Origin of the sequence: Erwinia sp. SLM-02, from assembly GCF_037450285.1 — a bacterium.
Taxonomy (GTDB): Bacteria; Pseudomonadota; Gammaproteobacteria; order Enterobacterales; family Enterobacteriaceae; genus Erwinia.
In genome coordinates this window covers 1,912,190-1,929,436 of sequence record NZ_JAQISN010000001.1, presented here as the reverse complement: position 1 = coordinate 1,929,436, position 17,247 = coordinate 1,912,190, and the positions used below count along the sequence as shown (strand labels likewise).

Sequence of the window (17,247 nt, the reverse complement as noted above, 5' to 3'; positions counted from 1 at the left end):
ACTGTCTGCAGGACAGTGGCTTTTTTTATGCCGTCGACACCGGGCTGCGGGGCAAACAGACCCCGCCACGCGGCGCCTATTCGTGAAGGCTGCGCGGCTGACGAATGCGCAATGCGCTGACCACCGTGGCGACGGTGGCAAAGCTGCCCGCCAGCAGCAGGGAGAAATGCGTCCCCTGGCTGGCGAACAGGTTAAACATCAGCGCGACCAGCGCGGCACCGCTGGTTTGCCCCAGCAGGCGGGCGGTGCCGAGCATTCCGCTGGCGCCGCCGCTGCGGTTGCGCGGAGCGGAAGAGATAATCGTGTGGTTATTGGGTGACTGAAACAACCCAAAACCCGCGCCGCAGAGCATCATGCGCCAGATAACGTCGGCATCCGTCGGGGCGGCCGGCAGCAGCGCCAGCGCGAACAGGCCGCTGGCGAACATCGCCAGGCCAATCGCCCCGAGCAGACCGGCATGCACCCGCTCAATCAGCCGCCCGGCGATGGGGGCCATGACCATCGTTGCCAGCGGCCAGGGCGTCAGCAGCAGGCCGGTTGACACTTCACTGCGGCCCAGTACGTTCTGCAGATAAAAGGGTATCGACACCATCGCCAGCATCTGGGCACAGAAAGAACAGATCGAGGTGCCAAGGGAGAGGGCAAAGATAGGAATGCGCAGCAGATCGACCGGCAGCAGCGGGAACGGCAGACGCAGCTGGCGGCGAATAAACAGCGTACCGATAATCAGCAGCAGCACCAGCTCGACCAGCAGCAGCGTGCCGTTCTGGCCCTGGGCAAAGCCGCTGAGCAGCGAGATTAGCAGGCCAAAGGTCAGGGCGTTCATCACGGCGCTGGGCACATCAAAGCGCTGGCCCTGTGATTTTTGCGGATTGTCAGGCAGGAAGCGCAGGGCGAGGCACAGCGCGGCAATGCCGACCGGCACGTTGATCAGAAACAGCCACTGCCAGGAAGCGACTGACAGGATCGCCGCGGCGACGGTAGGGCCGGCTGCGCTGGACACCGCCACAATCAGCGAGTTTATGCCCATTCCCCGCCCCAGCTGCCGCTGCGGGTAGATAATGCGGATCAGCGCGGTGTTGACGCTCATCAGCGCCGCGCCGCCAAAGCCCTGCAGCACGCGTGCAATCGTCAGCATGGTCAGCGAGTCGGAGAGCGCACAAAATAACGAGGTGCAGGTAAACAGCACAAGCCCGCACTGATAGACCCGGCGATAGCCGATCATATCGCCAATAAACGCCAGCGACAGCAGCGAGATAATAATCGCCAGCTGGTAGGCGTTAACAATCCAGATCGACTCCGCCGGGCTGGCGTTAAGCTCGCGGGCGATGGTGGGCAGGGCGACGTTGGCAATCGCCCCATCGAGTACGGCGACGGTAATACCCAGCGCGATAGCCAGAATCGCGCCGTAGCGTTGCGGGACGGGCAGGCCGTCGTTGACAGAAATTGAAGACATAGCGAGGTAGTAGTGTAAGAGGTGAATATTACCATGCTAATGCTTTTTACGATTTTTGCCAGAGGGTAAATGACTGAAAACTATCACCGGATGTGTCCACGGGGCGGCAGGCGTCGTTGCAGCGTCAGGGTGCGGTACGTATACTGGAAATAGCGTTCCATTTTTAATAAAACACAAAGGTAAAGCGCAATGTCCAGTACCGAGTCAGATAAGCAACCGGATGCCGTCTCTTCGGTGATGAAAGTGTTTGGCATTTTGCAGGCGCTCGGTGAAGAACGGGAAAACGGCATTACCGAGCTGTCACAGCGCGTGATGATGTCGAAAAGCACCGTTTACCGGTTTCTGCAGACCATGAAAACGCTGGGCTACGTGTCTCAGGAAGGCGAATCTGAAAAATATGCGCTGACCATGAAGCTGTTTGAGCTGGGCGCTAAGGCTTTACAGAACGTGGATCTGATCCGCAGTGCTGACATTCAGATGCGCGAGATCTCCCGCCAGACCCGCGAGGCGATTCATCTTGGCGCGCTGGAGGAGGACAGCATTGTCTATATCCATAAGATCGATTCGCTCTATAACCTGCGCATGTATTCACGCATCGGGCGGCGCAACCCGCTTTACAGCACGGCCATTGGTAAGGTGCTGCTGGCGTGGCGAAATTATGATGAGGTGCGCGAGATCCTCGCCGATGTGGAGTTCGTTCTCAGCACGCAGAAAACGCTTAACGGCGTTGATGAGCTGTTAACGGCGCTCGACCGCGTTCGATCGCAGGGCTATGGCGAAGATAATGAAGAGCAGGAAGAGGGGATTCGCTGTATTGCCGTCCCGGTCTTTGACCGCTTTGGCGTGGTGATTGCCGGGCTGAGTATTTCCTTCCCGACGATCCGCTTTGCGGAAGAGCATAAAGCAGCGTATGTCGCCATGCTGCATCGCGCGGCAAAAACGATTTCTGCACAGCAGGGCTATGCGGACTATCCCTTTTGAGTGACGGGCCGGTGATGACCGGCCCGCCCGGGTTTAGTTGTCGACCACTTCGGTACTTTTTCTCAGCAGGGGGCAATCGGTCACGCCGATAATACCGCTGTCGGTATGCAGGTACTGCGCAATCACCACGCCGCGCGCCGTGAGGTACTGGCACTGCAGGCCCATTCCCGCCACGTTCTTGTTACTGCCGGTCAGTACGCCGTAGCCGGTTACCAGCATCGCCAGCCAGATAATCACCAGCAGAGCCACCAGTCGCGTCAATACTCTCATGCTATCCCCTTTATTGTTGTTTATCCGCAGATTAGCCCGGTCCACCGGGGGCTGCTTTGTCAGCATGCCGTCAATGCGCCGACAAAGCGATAAGAGGATGCTGAAACATCCCTGCCTGCCCGTGCTGTCGTCGCGTAAATTTTGTGATGTGGCTATCAATTGGCGCAGCAGCGGGTAGAATCTACAGCCGCAGTGTTGCCGGGTGAACCGGTGACGTAAATTCAGTTTTGAGGTGGGTATGAACGAAATGGTAAATGACGTGCAGGGGATGACCTCAACGGCGCTGATCATGGCCCTGGTGATCATCGGCCTGGTGGTCTGGTTTTTTGTTAACCGGGCCAGCGTGCGGGCCAATCAGCAGATCCAACTGCTGGAAGCGCTGCTGGAAGAGCAGAAACGCCAGAACGCGCTGTTGCGTAAACTGACGGAGAACACCTCAGAAAAAGCACAGCCGGAGCAGGCACCCGAAGACGATGCCGAGAAAGATTTTATTCGCATGATCCCGGAGCGCTGATCCTCCGGGAATAAGGTAATTGCAATGGCCTGGAAAAATCCCTGGTACGATCCCGCACTCTCTCACCATACCCCTGACGGTTTTTGTAATCCCGAGCCCGAGCTGCGGCAGGCGGGCGATTTGCAACGCTGGCGTCGCGAGCGCAAAGAGCAGGGGTTGCCGAAGCCGCCGGCGCAGGGCTATGCGCAGTTTACCCGCCAGTGGTGGCAGCCCGCCGACCTCAGCGGTGACGCGGATGCCGTATGGTGGCTGGGGCACGCCTGCCTGCTGCTTCGCCTTGATGGCCGGTATACGCTGATTGATCCGGCGTTGTCGTCACGCGCTTCGCCGCTGCCGTTCGCCGGGCCGCAGCGTAAAACGCCGCCTGCGCTGATGATTGAGGATTTGCCCGGCCTGGATACCGTGCTGATTTCCCACAACCACTACGATCACCTTGACCGGCCGACCATTAAAAAAATTCTTCGTCGTTTTCCGCAGGTGCGTTTTGTGGTGCCGCTGGGGCTGGCGACATGGTTTCAGCGCCTGGGCGCGGTCAACGTGGAGGAGCTGGACTGGTGGCAAAGCGCCCGCGCAGGGGAATTAACCTTTTCTGCCGTCCCCGCGCGCCACTGGAGTATGCGCACGCTGCGCGATCGTAACCGCTCCCTGTGGTGCGGCTGGGTGGTGAAGCATCCGCGATTCAACTTCTGGTTTAGCGGCGACAGCGGCTATTCGGATAACCTGTTGGAGATCCCCCGACGGCTGGGGCCGTTTGACCTGGCGGCGTTGCCTATCGGCGCCTATGCACCAAAATGGTTCATGCGCGGCCAGCATATGGATCCGGATCAGGCCGTGTCCCTGCACAAGGCCATGGGACAGCCGCATACGGTGGCGATTCACTGGGGCGTGTTTGAACTGGCGGATGAATCGCTGGATGAGCCTCCCCGCGTATTACGCCAGGCAATGGGGCGGGGCGGGCTGGACAGTGACCGTTTTCAGGCATGGCGAATAGGTGCAAGAGTACTGTTGAACAATATATGTCAAGATTAATCCTAATCTATTTTTTTATATGTAATAGCGAATAATGAGAGCTGCGTCGAATAGCGTAATTAAAATGAAAAATAAGATTAATTCCAAATAATGATGCAATGCCTTTTAATGGGGCAGAGAAATCGACATGCTCCTGCTTTTGGTGCAGACTTAATTATCCGATGACGGTTACGGCGCGATATCAGGCGGCGTAACTTGCTGTCATGGCGGGAGAAGACGGGAGTCCAATAGATTTTATTCGACAATGCTTTGCCATAATTACGTAATACTTGTAGTTTATTATCGTAATATGGCCGCCATTTGGCAGCGTTTTATGCCAGTTAAACCCCTGCGGCATCGGGGTTTAACTGGGATGAAAATATGTGCAACCTTTGTGCCTGGAATCGGTTAAATGGGGTCATTACCTCCTTTGCTGTTTCAATTGTGTGCGACATCTCAATGCTTGCCTAAAAATAACTTGCCATTAATAAGCGGATATGTGATAAACGCATTTGAGTTAAACGAGGTACAGTTCTGTTTATGTGTGGCATCTTCAGTAAAGAAGTTCTGAGTAAAGACGTTGACGTTGAATACCGCTTCCTTGCCGAGCCTTAATTTATGCCTCATGCAGTAATGTCTCTGGTTTTTCTGTACGTCAGGCCTACGGGCTAATAAACACTCTAAGGAATTTGCAAAATGGCAAAGATTAAAGGTCAGGTTAAGTGGTTCAACGAGTCTAAAGGTTTTGGTTTCATTACTCCTGCTGACGGCAGCAAAGATGTGTTCGTACACTTCTCTGCAATCCAGGGTAACGGCTTCAAAACTCTGGCTGAAGGCCAGAACGTTGAGTTCGAAATTCAGGACGGCCAGAAAGGCCCTGCTGCTGTGAACGTCACCGCAATCTGATTTCGATTTGAGTCTGTCACTCACGCCTTGCGTAGTGCAGCCTGAAATCTGAATACTAAAGCTCTGTCAGCGATGACAGAGCTTTTTTGTTTGCGGCAAGAAATAGTGCAGAACCGAGCCGGTTTCAAGTACACTGCCGCCGTCTTTGATAGCGGAGAGTTGTTATGTCCTACCTGTGTCCCCTTTGCCAGCAGCCTTTAATCGCTCACCAGCGCACGCTGCGCTGTGATAACCAACATCAGTTCGATCTGGCTAAGGAAGGGTATATCAACCTGCTGCCGGTCCAGCACAAGCGATCTAAACAGCCCGGCGACAGCGCGGAGATGATGCAGGCGCGGCGCAACTTCCTGGATGCGGGCCACTATCAGCCGCTGCAGCAGCGGGTGTGTGAGATCCTCGATAAAGTTCTGCCGCAGAACGCGGTGGAGGTGCTGGATATCGGCTGTGGCGAAGGCTACTACACCCAGGCCGTGGCCAGCAGCCTGCAGGAAAAACGCAGCGACTCGACGATTTACGGCCTCGACGTGGCGAAGATCGCCGTTCGCTACGGCGCGAAACGCTACGCTAACGTGGAGTTCTGCGTGGCGTCCAGCCATCGTCTGCCGTTCAGCGATAACCAGTTTGATGCGGTGCTGCGAATTTATGCCCCCTGCAAAGCGGCCGAACTGGCCAGGGTCGTCAGGCCGCAGGGCTTTGTGCTGACCGTCACGCCCGGGCCGCGCCATCTTTTGCAGTTCAAAGCGCTGATCTATCAGGATGCCAAGCTGCACGATAACGCGGTTGAGGCGATGCCCGGCTTCACGCTGGTTGATGAACAGTCGCTGGGCTATCCCATGACGCTGAACAGCGAAGAGTCGGCCGCGCTGCTGCAGATGACGCCGTTTGCCTGGCGCGCCCGCCCTGAGGTGTGGGGTATCCTTGCCACCACCACCGAGTTTGCCTGCGAAACGGATTTCACCCTGCGGCTGTGGCAGCGGCAGGATGAAGCAGACGCCGCCGTCAGCGACTCTCCAGCATAAACTTGTAGATTGTCTCCAGATCGTCCAGCCTGCGGACGTAGATCAGCAGGCGACGATTTTCCAGCGTGATGACCAGCACGCCATCCTCAGACAGATTTATCGCGCTGATACGATCCCAGGTGATAAAGACATTGGCAAAAAAGAAACCGTGCTCTTTCAGCAGCAGCTTGGGCGCGCGGATCCAGAACAGCCATACCGCCATCGCACCCAGCGCCAGCAGCAGCAGCGTGGTTAGCTGTGGCCCCTGTACGCGCAGGTTCTGATAGAGCAGGATGGCCAGCAGGCCGATGAATATCAGGCTGTCGAGCTTGGTCCGCCGCTGTAGCAGGATCTTCAGATGCGTCGGGCCGTTAAGGCGCGGCATGATCAGCTCGTCGTAAATGGCGTAGAGCAGAATCAAAACAATAAACAGCAAAATCAGGTAATCAGTCAGTTGCATAATCCCGTCCGAAAAAAAAGGGCCAGACTGTGCTGGCCCCCGTGAGTCAATGATGCTGATAGTCAGGCTCAGACGCCGAGCAGGCCTACCCAGTAGCCAAAGATACCAATAACAAAGAAGCCCATAATAATCCACAGCGCATTCACCTTACGGCGAAGCAGCCACATACAGCCGAAGGTCAGCAGCAGCGGGATCAGCCCCGGCATCAGCTGGTCGAGGATCGACTGCACCGTGGTAACGGTGGTTTTTCCGGTCTGGTCGGTAATGCGCGACACCACCAGCGGCACGTTAACATGCGTCCACTTGTTAACCAGCGCCCCCATGACAAACAGGCCGAGTATCGACGCCCCCTCCGTCAGTTTCTGCAGGAAGCCACCGCCCATATCGCTGACGATATCCACCCCTTTGCGATAGCCGTAGGCCACGCCGTAATAGCGGACCAGCAGGCGCGCCAGGTTAAACAGCACGAAGAACAGCACCGGGCCAAGCAGGCTGCCGCTCATGGCGATCCCGGCACCTAGCGCGGCAAACACCGGGCGTACCGTACCCCAGAAGATCGGGTCACCCACGCCGGCCAGCGGCCCCATCAGGCCCACCTTGATGCCGTTGATGGCGGCATCATCAATCGGTGCGCCGTTGGCGCGCTGTTCTTCCATCGCCATGGTCACGCCCAGTACCGGGGCCGCCACGTAAGGATGGGTGTTAAAGAACTCCAGATGGCGTTTAATCGCCTGTTTGCGGTCGTCGTTATTCTCAGGATACAGACGGCGGATCACCGGCACCATGGAGAAGCAGAAGCCCAGCGCCTGCATACGTTCGAAGTTCCACGAACCCTGGAACAGGTTTGAGCGTAAGAACACTCCGCGGATATCACCGGGAGTCAGTTTCTTTTGCGTTGTTGTCTCAACCATTTTTCTCACCTTTCCTTAATCGAGTTCGTTATCAAGGTCGTTATTTACCGGGCCCGCAGCCTGCGCACCGGCAACGCGGTTGTATTTTGGTGCCAGCTGGATGTACAGGATGGCCATGACCACGCCGATAACGCCCAGCGCCACCAGGTTAAAGCTGGTGAAGGCGGCGGTTACGAAGCCGAGGTAGAAGAACGGCATCAGGTAACCCGCGCGCATCATGTTAATCACCATCGCATAACCGACGACAACGATCATGCCACCGGCGATGTTCAGGCCGTTGGTTACCACTTCCGGAATTGAACTCAGCAGGTCATGAACCACGCTGGTGCCGACCGAAATCGCCACAATCAGTGCCGGAATGGCGATGCGCATCGCCTGCAGGACCAGCGCCGAAACGTGGATCCACGATATGGCGGTGAGGTTGCCTTTCTCTGCGGCTTTATCCGCCGCGTGCTGGAAGGCCACGGTGATGGTACGCACGATGATGGTCAGAACCTGGCCGGCAGCCGCCAGTGGGATCGCCAGGGCAATACCGGCCCCAACGCTTTGCCCGCCGGCAATAACCAGAATGGTGGAGATGATGGAAGCCAGGGCGGCATCCGGCGCAACTGCCGCACCGATGTTCATCCAGCCCAGCGCGATCATCTCCAGCGTACCGCCGATGATGATCCCGGTTTTAATATCACCCAGAACCGCACCGATTAACGTACAGGCGACCAGGGGGCGGTGGAACTGAAATTCATCAAGGATTGAGCCCATGCCCGCTATACAGGCGACGATAAATATCAGAACAATTTGCAGCGTGGTAATCTCCATTACACTTTTCCTCTTAGATACAGAACGGAGTTCAACCTGAACTTTCAGGCCACGGGCTACTGATTAAGACGGGCGATCAGGTCCATCATTTTCAGTTTCTGATCGCTGGAAACCTTACGCACTTCCAGTTCAATTCCGCGCGCGTTGAGTTTGTTAAACGCCTCAATATCTTTTGCATCAACCGATACGGCATTGTTGACCTGGGTTTTCCCCTGGCGGAATGCCATACCGCCGATATTCACGCTGGTAATACCGACACCGTCTTCCACCAGTCTTTCGACGTCGGTCGGGTTGGTAAACAGCAGCATGACCTTCTCACCGGCATACTTCGGGTTATTCCAGACGCGAACCATTTTGGCGACATCCACCACATGTGCGGTCACGCCCGGAGGGGCAACCTGGGTCAACAGCGTTTTGCGCACGTGGTCCGCCGCCACTTCATCACTGACGACGATGATGCGCGTGACGTTCGTTTCCTTGGTCCAGCGGGTGGCCACCTGGCCGTGGATCAGGCGATCGTCGATACGTGCCAGACCAATCACCATATGTTCACCGGGCTTCAGCGGGGTTTGCGGTGCGGCGGGAGCTTTTTTCACGACGGGAGCAGGGGTGGCCTCCGGGGGTTTGGCTTTCAATGCCTTGACGCCTTCACGGCCGGTTTCAACCGCCAGCGCCACCAGCTCATCAAAGGTCGGATTATCGTCGCGGGCCATCAGGACTTCGACCAGCATCGGAATATTGACCCCGGCAACCACCTCGTGATGTTCCTTATCCACCACCAGACGGCTGGCGGCGTTAAACGGGCTACCGCCCCAGGTATCAACCAGGAACAGCACCCCCTGACTGACGTCGAGATCCTGCATTCGGGCCCGATACTTTTCGATTAACGTTTCTGCATTTTCCCCCGGGACAAAGTCGATCCAGCCGACGTTATCCTGCTCACCCAGGAGCATTTCGGCCGTTTTCAGCAGCTGTTCCGCTGCCCAGCCGTGTGTGCCGATGATGATAGCAATAGTCACTTGCTACTCCTTATCCAGTTGGCGACGGCTCTCTGGAGTTCAAGCCGCGCGAGGCTCAGCCGATCGGATACCCGATGGACCCGACAATTCAATAAACGTGGCCGGATACATAAGGTATCTGCGTGATTCAGCATGAAAGAGGTCACACTTATTTTTCTACTTCGTGCCGCCTGATGACGGATGGCACGCTTAACACACCGTATGTCGCGATTTATTTTAGTACGTGAAAAAATAAATTATGTGACCTTGCTCAGTTATTTAGACCGTAGTCTGCAAATTCGCGTGGTCTGTAAAGCGTAAAGTTCTGCAAGGAAGCCAGGCAAGTGTAAGAAACCATTTTGACAGGGATGTTTCTACTGCTAGAGTAGGGATCCTTTTCTAATACAGGAGTAACGGGCCTCAGCCCTCCCTATGGACTGTCACCGAAGTCGCTTAACTATGCCGCCGGGCTTTCCGGTATCGCTTTCAACGTCTCCTGACGTCATCTCTGCCTCCACTCGTCGTTATTTCTGCCGCACGCTCAGCCGAACGTCTGCTGCGTTTTCCCGTTCCTTTTTCCGGAGTCTGTCATGGAATTTCTTTTAGACCCCTCAATCTGGGCGGGTCTGCTCACGCTGGTTGTTCTTGAAATCGTACTCGGCATTGATAACCTGGTCTTTATTGCGATCCTGGCTGACAAACTGCCGCCTAAACAGCGTGATAAAGCGCGTCTGATCGGGCTTTCGCTGGCGCTGATTATGCGTCTGGGCCTGCTGTCGCTTATCTCGTGGATAGTCACGCTGACGCGTCCGCTGTTCAGCATCGGCGAGTTTAGCTTCTCCGGGAGGGATTTGATCCTGCTGTTCGGGGGACTGTTCCTGCTGTTCAAGGCCACGATGGAGCTGCATGAGCGGCTGGAAAACCGCGAGCATAATGACGGTGCAAACCGGGGATACGCCAGTTTCTGGGCGGTGGTGGTACAGATCGTTATTCTTGATGCCGTCTTCTCCCTTGATGCGGTGATTACCGCCGTGGGTATGGTGAATAACCTGGCGGTCATGATGACGGCGGTGGTTATCGCCATGGGCGTGATGCTGCTGGCATCCAAACCGTTAACCAACTTCGTTAACGCGCATCCCACCGTTGTGGTGCTGTGCCTGAGCTTCCTGTTGATGATTGGTCTCAGCCTGGTGGCGGAAGGCTTCGGTTTCCACATTCCGAAAGGCTATCTGTACGCGGCGATTGGCTTCTCCATTCTGATTGAGCTGTTTAACCAGATTGCCCGCCATAACTTTATGCGGCATCAGGCCAGAAGGCCGATGCGCGAACGCACCGCAGAGGCGATTCAGCGTCTGATGGGTGGCCGCCGCCGCAGCGAGAATAGCGGAAGCGAAAGCAGTGAGGTGGCCACCATCATGCCGCAGGAAGCCTTTAAGGACGAAGAACGCTACATGATTAACGGCGTTCTGACCCTGGCTTCCCGATCGATTCGCAGCATCATGACGCCGCGCGGTGATATCTCCTGGGTGGATATTGAACGCCCGCTGGAAGAGATCCGCATGCAGCTGCTGGATACGCCGCACAGCCTGTTCCCGGTGTGTCGCGGCGAGCTGGACGAGATAGTCGGCGTGGTCAGGGCAAAAGAACTGCTGGTGGCGCTGGATCACGGTGTGGATGTCGCGACATTTGCTGCCGCCACGCCGCCGATCATCATTCCGGAGACGCTGGACCCGATCAATCTGCTGAGCGTGCTGCGCCGCGCCAAAGGCAGCTTTGTGGTCGTCACCAGCGAGTTTGGTGTGGTCCAGGGACTGGTCACCCCGCTTGACGTACTGGAAGCGATTGCCGGTGAATTCCCGGATGAGGATGAAACCCCGGATATTATCGCCGACGGTGACGGCTGGCTGGTTAAGGGCGGCACCGACCTGCACTCACTGCAGCAGCTCTTTGATACGCAGGAGCTGGTTCGTCCGGAAGATGACCACGCCTCTCTGGCGGGTCTGCTGATTGCCCAGAAGGGGCAGTTGCCTAAAGCCGGTGAGGTCTTCGATATGCCACCGCTGCGCTTCCAGATTATTGAAGCGACGGACTACCGCATTGACCTGGTGCGCGTCACCCGTGAACGTGACGCGCACGACGAAGAAGAAAGCTAAGGACGATGCTGAAGCCGGGGAAACCCGGCTTTTTTTATGCCGGGGAGAAGGCCTTATGGTTTGCCAGCCAGGCCGGGAAATCCCCCAGCGGCATCGGACGCGCATAGTAATAGCCCTGCAGCACATCCACGCCGCGCTCGCGCAGATAGTCCGCCTGTTCTGCCGTTTCAACACCTTCCGCAACCAGCGCGATATTCAACTGCTGCGCCAGTGAAATCACCATATCGGTCACCGTGGCGTTAATCGCGTCTGTACCAATCGCGGCGGTAAAGACTTTGTCAATTTTCAGCACGTCGGGGCTGAGCGTCTTGAGGTAGGAGAGCGAACTGTGCCCGGTACCGAAATCATCAATCGCCAGTTTAACCCCGACCTTATGCAGATGAGACACCACCCGCTGATCGACCACCGGCAGCGAATCCCGCTCGGTCAGCTCCACAACCAGCTGCGGCTGTGGGTTTGCCGGCCACCAGAGGCGCTGCAGGTCGTCTATGATCGCCCGCTCGCGGAAATGGCTGGCCGCGACGTTGATGGCAATGTGAAACGAGGAGCGCATCGGCAGCTCGGGCAAATGTCTGACCGCTTCACTGATGACAAAGCGGGTCAGCGGGGCGATCAGGTTCTGGCGCTCGGCCAGCGGGATAAAGACGTCCGGCGGGATCCAGCCCTGCCGCTGATTGTGCCAGCGAAGCAGCAGCTCAATCCCGTCGCACTGGCCGCTATGGGCATTGATTAACGGCTGACAGTAGACCATGAATTCCCGCGCGGTAATGCCGTAGCTGATCTGCCAGGACAGGCTCATGCGGTTGGCGGTCGCCAGCCAGACGATATAGCCCATCAGCAGGCTCAGCAGCAGCGCCAGCGGCAGCTGCGAGGGCACCGTCATCAGCGCCAGCCGCGAGGGCGAGGGGCCGAACAGGGTAATCGAATAAGGATAACGCAGCGACGATTCGACGATGCTGACCTGGTCTTCAGCGGGGGTGGCCGGCTCAATCAGCGGATTGCCGTACTCGAGGCTCTGATTGCCGACGTTCAGAATTGCCCGTTCGACCCAGGGCAGCGTGGGTTCCAGCAGATAGCTGGTCATCAGCTCGATATTAATAACCTGTAACACGCCTGCCCGCTGGTCCTCGCCACGCGGTGTCCACAGCAGCAGAACCGGTGAACCCTTAAGCAAATGTTCATCCACCGCCAGCTGCATCCGCTGATTTTTCGCCATCAGTTCAGGGTAGTTGCTGCTGAAAGGGAGATCCGCAGGGCCGAAGATACTTGAGCAGTAGATACGATCGTTGTCGACCAGCAGAATCGACCTGACGGTCTGCAGAACGGCCAGCTTCTCAATCAGCTTAAAGCGGATAAGTTCGCAGTTGGTGCCGACCCAGGTAAGGGCGTTATCGGCGGCAACATCCAGGGGGGAGAACATGCGGTCAAAACGCTGAATGGCGTTGTTCGCGAAGCCGTGCGATTGCTGCTCAATGCGGTTCTTTTCTTCCACATACCTGAAGGTTAAGGTCAGAATGAGCACCAGTGCGGCAACAACCGCAGCGATAAGTAATCGCTTGCGGCGAAACTGTCCTAAAACTTCCTGGGACATTTGCATTAGTAACCATCCTTTAGGCCAGTCGCGTATGAAGAGATTGAACAGCGTTAATCGGCAGAACAGACATTAAGTTTAGTAGCACTTAAGAGAAAAGCTGAATGTCTCAAAAACAGGAACTTACTCTCACAGTACGCGCCGAAACACTCTAGCCGTTTCCTGAATCCGGGGATAGCCACCCGTTATACTATTTTGAAGTATAGGAAAAAAAAAGCGCCATCCGTTAGATGGCGCCTGGTTATTTATGGTACTAATTTTGGTACTTGACGAAAAGGAGGACAGGGACAGGGGCAGAGCACCCTGCATCCGATATCATTAATCACACTGAACTTTTATTGCCAGACCACCGCGAGAAGTCTCACGGTACTTGGCGTTCATGTCCTTGCCGGTTTCGTACATGGTTTCAATCACCTTATCCAGCGAGACGCGCGCTTCGCTGGTGCGACGCATCGCCATGCGGGCAGAGTTGATCGCTTTTACCGAGGCGATGGCGTTACGCTCAATGCACGGCACCTGTACCTGTCCGGCTACCGGGTCGCAGGTCAGGCCGAGATTGTGCTCCATACCGATCTCCGCCGCCACGCAGACCTGTTCCGGGCTGGCGCCCAGCAGTTCAGCCAGACCGGCCGCCGCCATGGAGCAGGCAACGCCCACTTCACCCTGACAGCCAACTTCCGCACCGGAAATCGAGGCGTTCATTTTGTAGAGGATGCCGATTGCCCCGGCCGCCATAAAGTAGCGGGTGAAGATATCCGGGCTGACCGATTCAATAAAGTGGTCGTAGTAGGCCAGCACCGCCGGCACGATACCGCAGGCACCGTTGGTGGGTGCCGTCACCACGCGGCCACCGGCGGCGTTCTCTTCGTTTACCGCCAGGGCGTACATGTTCACCCAGTCGATGACGTTCATCGGGTCGCTGGAAAGCTTATCCGACGACACCAGCAGGCGACGCAGCGCGGAAGCGCGGCGCGGCACGCGCAGTGGGCCGGGCAGCACGCCCTCGGTATTCAGGCCGCGATCGATGCAGTCGCGCATGGTCTGCCAGATGTCGGAGAAGTAACGTTCGATATCCGCGCGGGAGTGGATCGCCAGCTCGTTTTTCAGCACCATCCCCGACAGGGAAAGGCCGGTCTGCTGGCAGTGGTTCAGCATTTCCTTCGCCGAGTTAAACGGATAGGGCACCGCAATTTCATTCAGCGTGCTTTTACCAAAGCTCTCTTCATCGACGATAAAACCGCCGCCCACCGAGTAGTAGGTTTTGCTGTAGATTTTCAAATCGCCGGCGAACGCATGAATACTCATGCCGTTTTCGTGCAGCGACAGGTTATCGCTGCGGAACACCATGCCGCCTTCGCGCGGGAAGTCGACTTCGTGCGCGCCGTTCGCCAACAGCAGGCGCTGGCGATCTTCCACGTCACGGATAAACGCCGGAATGCTGTCGATATCCACGCTTTCCGGTGAGGCACCCGACAGGCCCATAATAATGGCGATATCGGTGTGGTGGCCTTTACCGGTCAGCGACAGCGAGCCGTAAACGTCCACCGCAATACGCGTCACGGAGGAGAGCTGGCGGCTGGCCACCAGATCGTCGACAAACTGTTTGCCGGCTTTCATTGGACCAACCGTATGAGAACTCGACGGGCCGATGCCGATCTTAAACATGTCGAAAACGCTAATCACGCTATACGCTCCTTAACAATATTACGCACTGGACGATGCTCACAAAAAAGATGAATTGGGTGAAATATAAATGAAAAGCGGCCGCCTTGCAGTGATTTGGATCGTCATCCTGCAATAAAGCAGTTAAAAATAAGGCAAAGGTGAATTTCAGACCGATATGAGACTGTATTTTAGCCGTTTTGCGCGGATTTTTCCACCTGAAGGCTCAGGCGGCGAATAATACCGGCGGTCATCCCCCAGATAAAATAGTCATCAAACCAGGAGAGCCAGACGCGGTGGTGCAGCCCGCCGCGATGCACGTCCAGCGGCGTGTAGCGACCCAGGCGCAGCGCCTCGTCCAGCGGCATTTCGAACACCGACTCAACCTCTCCCTCATTAGGCTGCCAGCGCAGCCCCGGCTGAATAATGCCCACCACCGGCGTCACCTGAAAGCCGGTGCTGCTGGTGACAGGCGGCAGCACGCCAATTACCGCCACGGCCTCGGGCGGGATAGCCACCTCTTCCTGAGCTTCGCGCAGTGCGGTGACCACCAGCGACTCATCTTCGGCATCGCGCATGCCGCCGGGAAAGGCAACCTGACCGGCATGCTTACGCAGCGTGGCCGCACGCCGCGTCAACAGCAGCGTGGGGCAGGGATGTGCAACGATGGGAACCAGTACCGCCGCCTGACGACGTGGCAGCGTTACATTTTCAACCGGCGGCGGCTGCAGAATAAAGCGCGATAAAAAGCGTTGCAGGGGGAGGTTACTGCTGCTCATCAAGCGGCTCCTGCAGGCAGGGTAAAATGCGGTTCACCTTATCGAACGTTTCCTGATACTCCGCAGCTTCGTCGCTGTCTGCCACAATGCCGCCCCCGGCTGCGCAGTACAGGTTGCCCTGTTCGGCAATCAGCGTGCGGATAGTAATGCTGGTGTCCATGTTGCCGCAGGCACTGAGGTAGCCAATGCTGCCGCACCAGGCGTTGCGTCGCTGTGGCTCCAGCTCTTCGATAATTTCCATGGCGCGCACTTTCGGCGCGCCGGTAATCGAGCCGCCGGGGAAGCTGGCGCGCAGCACATCGCACGCTGACAGACCCGGCTTCAGCCGCGCGGTAATGGTACTGACGAGGTGATGCACCGCCGGGAACGGCTCCACCACAAACAGTTCGGGTACGCGGACACTACCCGGCACGGCAACGCGACCGATGTCATTGCGCAGTAAGTCGACGATCATCAGATTTTCGCTGCGATCCTTAGGGGAACGGGCCAGCCGGGCGGCCTGTTGACGATCGGCCTGCTCGTCGGCCAGGCGCGGCAGCGTGCCTTTGATCGGGCGTGTCTGAATATCACCGTCCTGCAGCCGGATAAAACGCTCCGGTGACAGGCTTAAAATGGCGCTGTCGGGCAGACGGATAAAGGCGCTGAACGGCGCGCGGTTAGCGCGGCAAAGGCGAGTGAAGGCCTGCCATTCGCTGCCCTGATAGCGGGCCTGAAAGCGCTGAGCCAGATTCACCTGGTAACAGTCCCCGGAGAGCAACCACTGCTGCACCTGGCGAAACTTCTCGCCGTATTCCTCACGCGTCATGTTGGCCTGCCAGCCGTGGGTCAGGCGGAACGGCTCAGTGGCTGCCGGGCGCTGTGCCTCCAGCCAGCCGAGTCGCTGTTCAACATCGCCCCAGACGACCAGCGTAAGCCGGCGCAGATGATGATCGGCGATCAGCGCCCAGTCATAAATCCCGACGGCCATATCCGGAGTGGTTAACTGCGCATCGGCGAAGGCGGGCAGCGTTTCAAACCGGCGGCCAAGATCGTAGCCAAAAAGCCCGAGCGCTCCGCCCTGAAACGGCAAATCGTCACGCGGCGCGGCGACCATGGCAGCATTATCCAACTGCGCGGCCAGCAGGCTGAGCGGATCGTCCGCGGAATGCCGGACCGCTCCGTTTTCAGCAATTTCGGTCTGCTCCCCGCGAGTTGTCAGCGTACAGCGCGGATCCGCCACCAGAATATCAAAGCGATTGTCGCTGTGATCCGCGAAGCCGGAATGCAGCAGCATCGCCCACGGCAAATGCGCCAGAGCGGCAAACTGATGCTCGACCGCATCCGGCGTATACTTCAGTGAATGTCTAACAGGCAGCATAATTCTTCAGCAGGGTAATTCGTTACAGGGGTGCAAGCCTGGCATATTTTTCTGCCGCTGGCATCTCTTTGTCACCCGTGAAATAATCCGCGCCGCACGACCACCCAGGAGCCACTATGTTTACAGGATTACCCGCGCTGTCACATGAACAGCAACAGCAGGCCGTAGAACGCATTCATCAGCTGATGTCCGAAGGTTTAACCAGCGGCCAGGCCATTGCGATGGTGGCGGAGGAGATCCGCAGCACGCATACCGGCGGCCACGTTGCAGTGATGTTTGATGATGAAGATGACGACGACGATCGCGCCGATGGTCAGGATGATGAAGACGAAGAAGACGAAGACGATTACTGATATGAATCCCCTGTCGTCAGGACAGGGGCACTGA

17 protein-coding genes and 1 pseudogene are annotated in these 17,247 nt (G+C 57.0%); 8 read left to right on the top strand and 10 right to left on the bottom strand.

The annotated features are described in order from the left end of the window. Positions 1-76: 76 nt before the first annotated feature. The gene (locus PGH32_RS08960; RefSeq protein WP_337893792.1) at positions 77-1,456 is read right to left on the bottom strand and encodes an MFS transporter; all 1,380 of its coding nucleotides are present in this window, start codon (positions 1,454-1,456) and stop codon (positions 77-79) included. 189 nt (positions 1,457-1,645) lie between these two features. On the opposite strand from PGH32_RS08960, the gene kdgR reads away from it, so the two are divergent. Next, positions 1,646-2,437 carry a DNA-binding transcriptional regulator KdgR gene (gene kdgR, locus PGH32_RS08955; RefSeq protein WP_314426536.1) on the top strand — a complete coding sequence of 264 codons (792 nt, stop codon included), beginning with the start codon at positions 1,646-1,648 and terminating at the stop codon, positions 2,435-2,437. Positions 2,438-2,470: 33 nt separating this feature from the next. Here the strand turns inward: kdgR and PGH32_RS08950 are convergent, their stop codons facing one another. After that, positions 2,471-2,707: a YobH family protein gene (locus tag PGH32_RS08950; RefSeq protein WP_314426534.1), complete on the bottom strand. Its 237-nt coding sequence runs from the start codon at positions 2,705-2,707 to the stop codon at positions 2,471-2,473. 238 nt (positions 2,708-2,945) lie between these two features. On the opposite strand from PGH32_RS08950, the gene PGH32_RS08945 reads away from it, so the two are divergent. The 5 genes and pseudogenes from PGH32_RS08945 (at position 2,946) to rlmA (ending at position 6,154) form a co-directional block, all read left to right on the top strand. Next, entirely contained in the window at positions 2,946-3,221 is a 276-nt protein-coding gene (locus PGH32_RS08945) for a YebO family protein (RefSeq protein ID WP_314426531.1), read from the top strand. A 24-nt stretch (positions 3,222-3,245) separates the two neighbouring features. Next, entirely contained in the window at positions 3,246-4,250 is a 1,005-nt protein-coding gene (locus tag PGH32_RS08940) for an MBL fold metallo-hydrolase (RefSeq protein WP_337893791.1), read from the top strand. A 519-nt stretch (positions 4,251-4,769) separates the two neighbouring features. Next, positions 4,770-4,939: pseudogene (locus PGH32_RS08935) on the top strand (DUF2627 domain-containing protein). After that, positions 4,926-5,135 carry a transcription antiterminator/RNA stability regulator CspE gene (gene cspE / locus PGH32_RS08930; protein ID WP_001062678.1) on the top strand — a complete coding sequence of 70 codons (210 nt, stop codon included), beginning with the start codon at positions 4,926-4,928 and terminating at the stop codon, positions 5,133-5,135. The pseudogene PGH32_RS08935 and the gene cspE overlap by 14 nt, the downstream one beginning before the upstream one ends. A 164-nt stretch (positions 5,136-5,299) precedes the next feature. Further along, on the top strand, positions 5,300-6,154 hold the full coding sequence (rlmA, locus tag PGH32_RS08925; protein ID WP_337893790.1) for a 23S rRNA (guanine(745)-N(1))-methyltransferase: 855 nt from the start codon (positions 5,300-5,302) through the stop codon (positions 6,152-6,154). Here the strand turns inward: rlmA and PGH32_RS08920 are convergent. From PGH32_RS08920 to manX, 4 genes are all read right to left on the bottom strand, one after another. Beyond that, positions 6,135-6,593, bottom strand: a complete 459-nt coding sequence (locus PGH32_RS08920) for a DUF986 family protein (protein WP_314426506.1) — start codon at positions 6,591-6,593, stop codon at positions 6,135-6,137. The two genes, rlmA and PGH32_RS08920, sit on opposite strands and share 20 nt — an antisense overlap. A gap of 68 nt (positions 6,594-6,661) precedes the next feature. Further along, a complete protein-coding gene (locus tag PGH32_RS08915; protein WP_105594156.1) occupies positions 6,662-7,504 on the bottom strand; it encodes a PTS mannose transporter subunit IID in 843 nt (280 codons plus the stop codon). Positions 7,505-7,519: 15 nt separating this feature from the next. Next, positions 7,520-8,320 carry a PTS mannose/fructose/sorbose transporter subunit IIC gene (locus PGH32_RS08910; protein WP_314426503.1) on the bottom strand — a complete coding sequence of 267 codons (801 nt, stop codon included), beginning with the start codon at positions 8,318-8,320 and terminating at the stop codon, positions 7,520-7,522. 56 nt (positions 8,321-8,376) lie between these two features. Further along, positions 8,377-9,339 (bottom strand): PTS mannose transporter subunit IIAB, encoded by a 963-nt coding sequence (gene manX, locus PGH32_RS08905; protein ID WP_337893789.1) that lies wholly within the window; start codon positions 9,337-9,339, stop codon positions 8,377-8,379. Positions 9,340-9,908: 569 nt separating this feature from the next. Between manX and PGH32_RS08900 the strand changes: the two genes are divergently transcribed. Further along, complete coding sequence (locus PGH32_RS08900) at positions 9,909-11,471, top strand: TerC family protein (protein ID WP_314426497.1); 1,563 nt, start codon at positions 9,909-9,911, stop codon at positions 11,469-11,471. A gap of 34 nt (positions 11,472-11,505) precedes the next feature. Here the strand turns inward: PGH32_RS08900 and PGH32_RS08895 are convergent, their stop codons facing one another. The 4 genes from PGH32_RS08895 to pabB all read right to left on the bottom strand — a co-directional run bounded on the left by PGH32_RS08895 (position 11,506) and on the right by pabB (position 16,860). After that, entirely contained in the window at positions 11,506-13,068 is a 1,563-nt protein-coding gene (locus PGH32_RS08895) for an EAL domain-containing protein (protein ID WP_314426494.1), read from the bottom strand. A gap of 312 nt (positions 13,069-13,380) precedes the next feature. Next, complete coding sequence (locus tag PGH32_RS08890) at positions 13,381-14,745, bottom strand: L-serine ammonia-lyase (RefSeq protein ID WP_314426491.1); 1,365 nt, start codon at positions 14,743-14,745, stop codon at positions 13,381-13,383. Positions 14,746-14,915: 170 nt separating this feature from the next. Further along, positions 14,916-15,503: a CoA pyrophosphatase gene (locus tag PGH32_RS08885; RefSeq protein WP_314426488.1), complete on the bottom strand. Its 588-nt coding sequence runs from the start codon at positions 15,501-15,503 to the stop codon at positions 14,916-14,918. After that, a complete protein-coding gene (pabB, locus tag PGH32_RS08880; RefSeq protein WP_314426484.1) occupies positions 15,490-16,860 on the bottom strand; it encodes an aminodeoxychorismate synthase component 1 in 1,371 nt (456 codons plus the stop codon). Before pabB ends, PGH32_RS08885 begins: the two co-directional genes overlap by 14 nt. A 116-nt stretch (positions 16,861-16,976) precedes the next feature. Between pabB and PGH32_RS08875 the strand changes: the two genes are divergently transcribed. After that, positions 16,977-17,213: a YoaH family protein gene (locus PGH32_RS08875; protein WP_314426481.1), complete on the top strand. Its 237-nt coding sequence runs from the start codon at positions 16,977-16,979 to the stop codon at positions 17,211-17,213. Positions 17,214-17,247 lie beyond the last annotated feature (34 nt).

Coding starts and splice junctions, on each gene's coding strand:
- PGH32_RS08960 (WP_337893792.1), bottom strand. CDS start 1,456: ATGTCTTCAATTTCTGTCAACGACGGCCTGCCCGTCCCGCAACGCTAC.
- kdgR (WP_314426536.1), top strand. CDS start 1,646: ATGTCCAGTACCGAGTCAGATAAGCAACCGGATGCCGTCTCTTCGGTG.
- PGH32_RS08950 (WP_314426534.1), bottom strand. CDS start 2,707: ATGAGAGTATTGACGCGACTGGTGGCTCTGCTGGTGATTATCTGGCTG.
- PGH32_RS08945 (WP_314426531.1), top strand. CDS start 2,946: ATGAACGAAATGGTAAATGACGTGCAGGGGATGACCTCAACGGCGCTG.
- PGH32_RS08940 (WP_337893791.1), top strand. CDS start 3,246: ATGGCCTGGAAAAATCCCTGGTACGATCCCGCACTCTCTCACCATACC.
- cspE (WP_001062678.1), top strand. CDS start 4,926: ATGGCAAAGATTAAAGGTCAGGTTAAGTGGTTCAACGAGTCTAAAGGT.
- rlmA (WP_337893790.1), top strand. CDS start 5,300: ATGTCCTACCTGTGTCCCCTTTGCCAGCAGCCTTTAATCGCTCACCAG.
- PGH32_RS08920 (WP_314426506.1), bottom strand. CDS start 6,593: ATGCAACTGACTGATTACCTGATTTTGCTGTTTATTGTTTTGATTCTG.
- PGH32_RS08915 (WP_105594156.1), bottom strand. CDS start 7,504: ATGGTTGAGACAACAACGCAAAAGAAACTGACTCCCGGTGATATCCGC.
- PGH32_RS08910 (WP_314426503.1), bottom strand. CDS start 8,320: ATGGAGATTACCACGCTGCAAATTGTTCTGATATTTATCGTCGCCTGT.
- PGH32_RS08900 (WP_314426497.1), top strand. CDS start 9,909: ATGGAATTTCTTTTAGACCCCTCAATCTGGGCGGGTCTGCTCACGCTG.
- PGH32_RS08895 (WP_314426494.1), bottom strand. CDS start 13,068: ATGCAAATGTCCCAGGAAGTTTTAGGACAGTTTCGCCGCAAGCGATTA.
- PGH32_RS08885 (WP_314426488.1), bottom strand. CDS start 15,503: ATGAGCAGCAGTAACCTCCCCCTGCAACGCTTTTTATCGCGCTTTATT.
- pabB (WP_314426484.1), bottom strand. CDS start 16,860: ATGCTGCCTGTTAGACATTCACTGAAGTATACGCCGGATGCGGTCGAG.
- PGH32_RS08875 (WP_314426481.1), top strand. CDS start 16,977: ATGTTTACAGGATTACCCGCGCTGTCACATGAACAGCAACAGCAGGCC.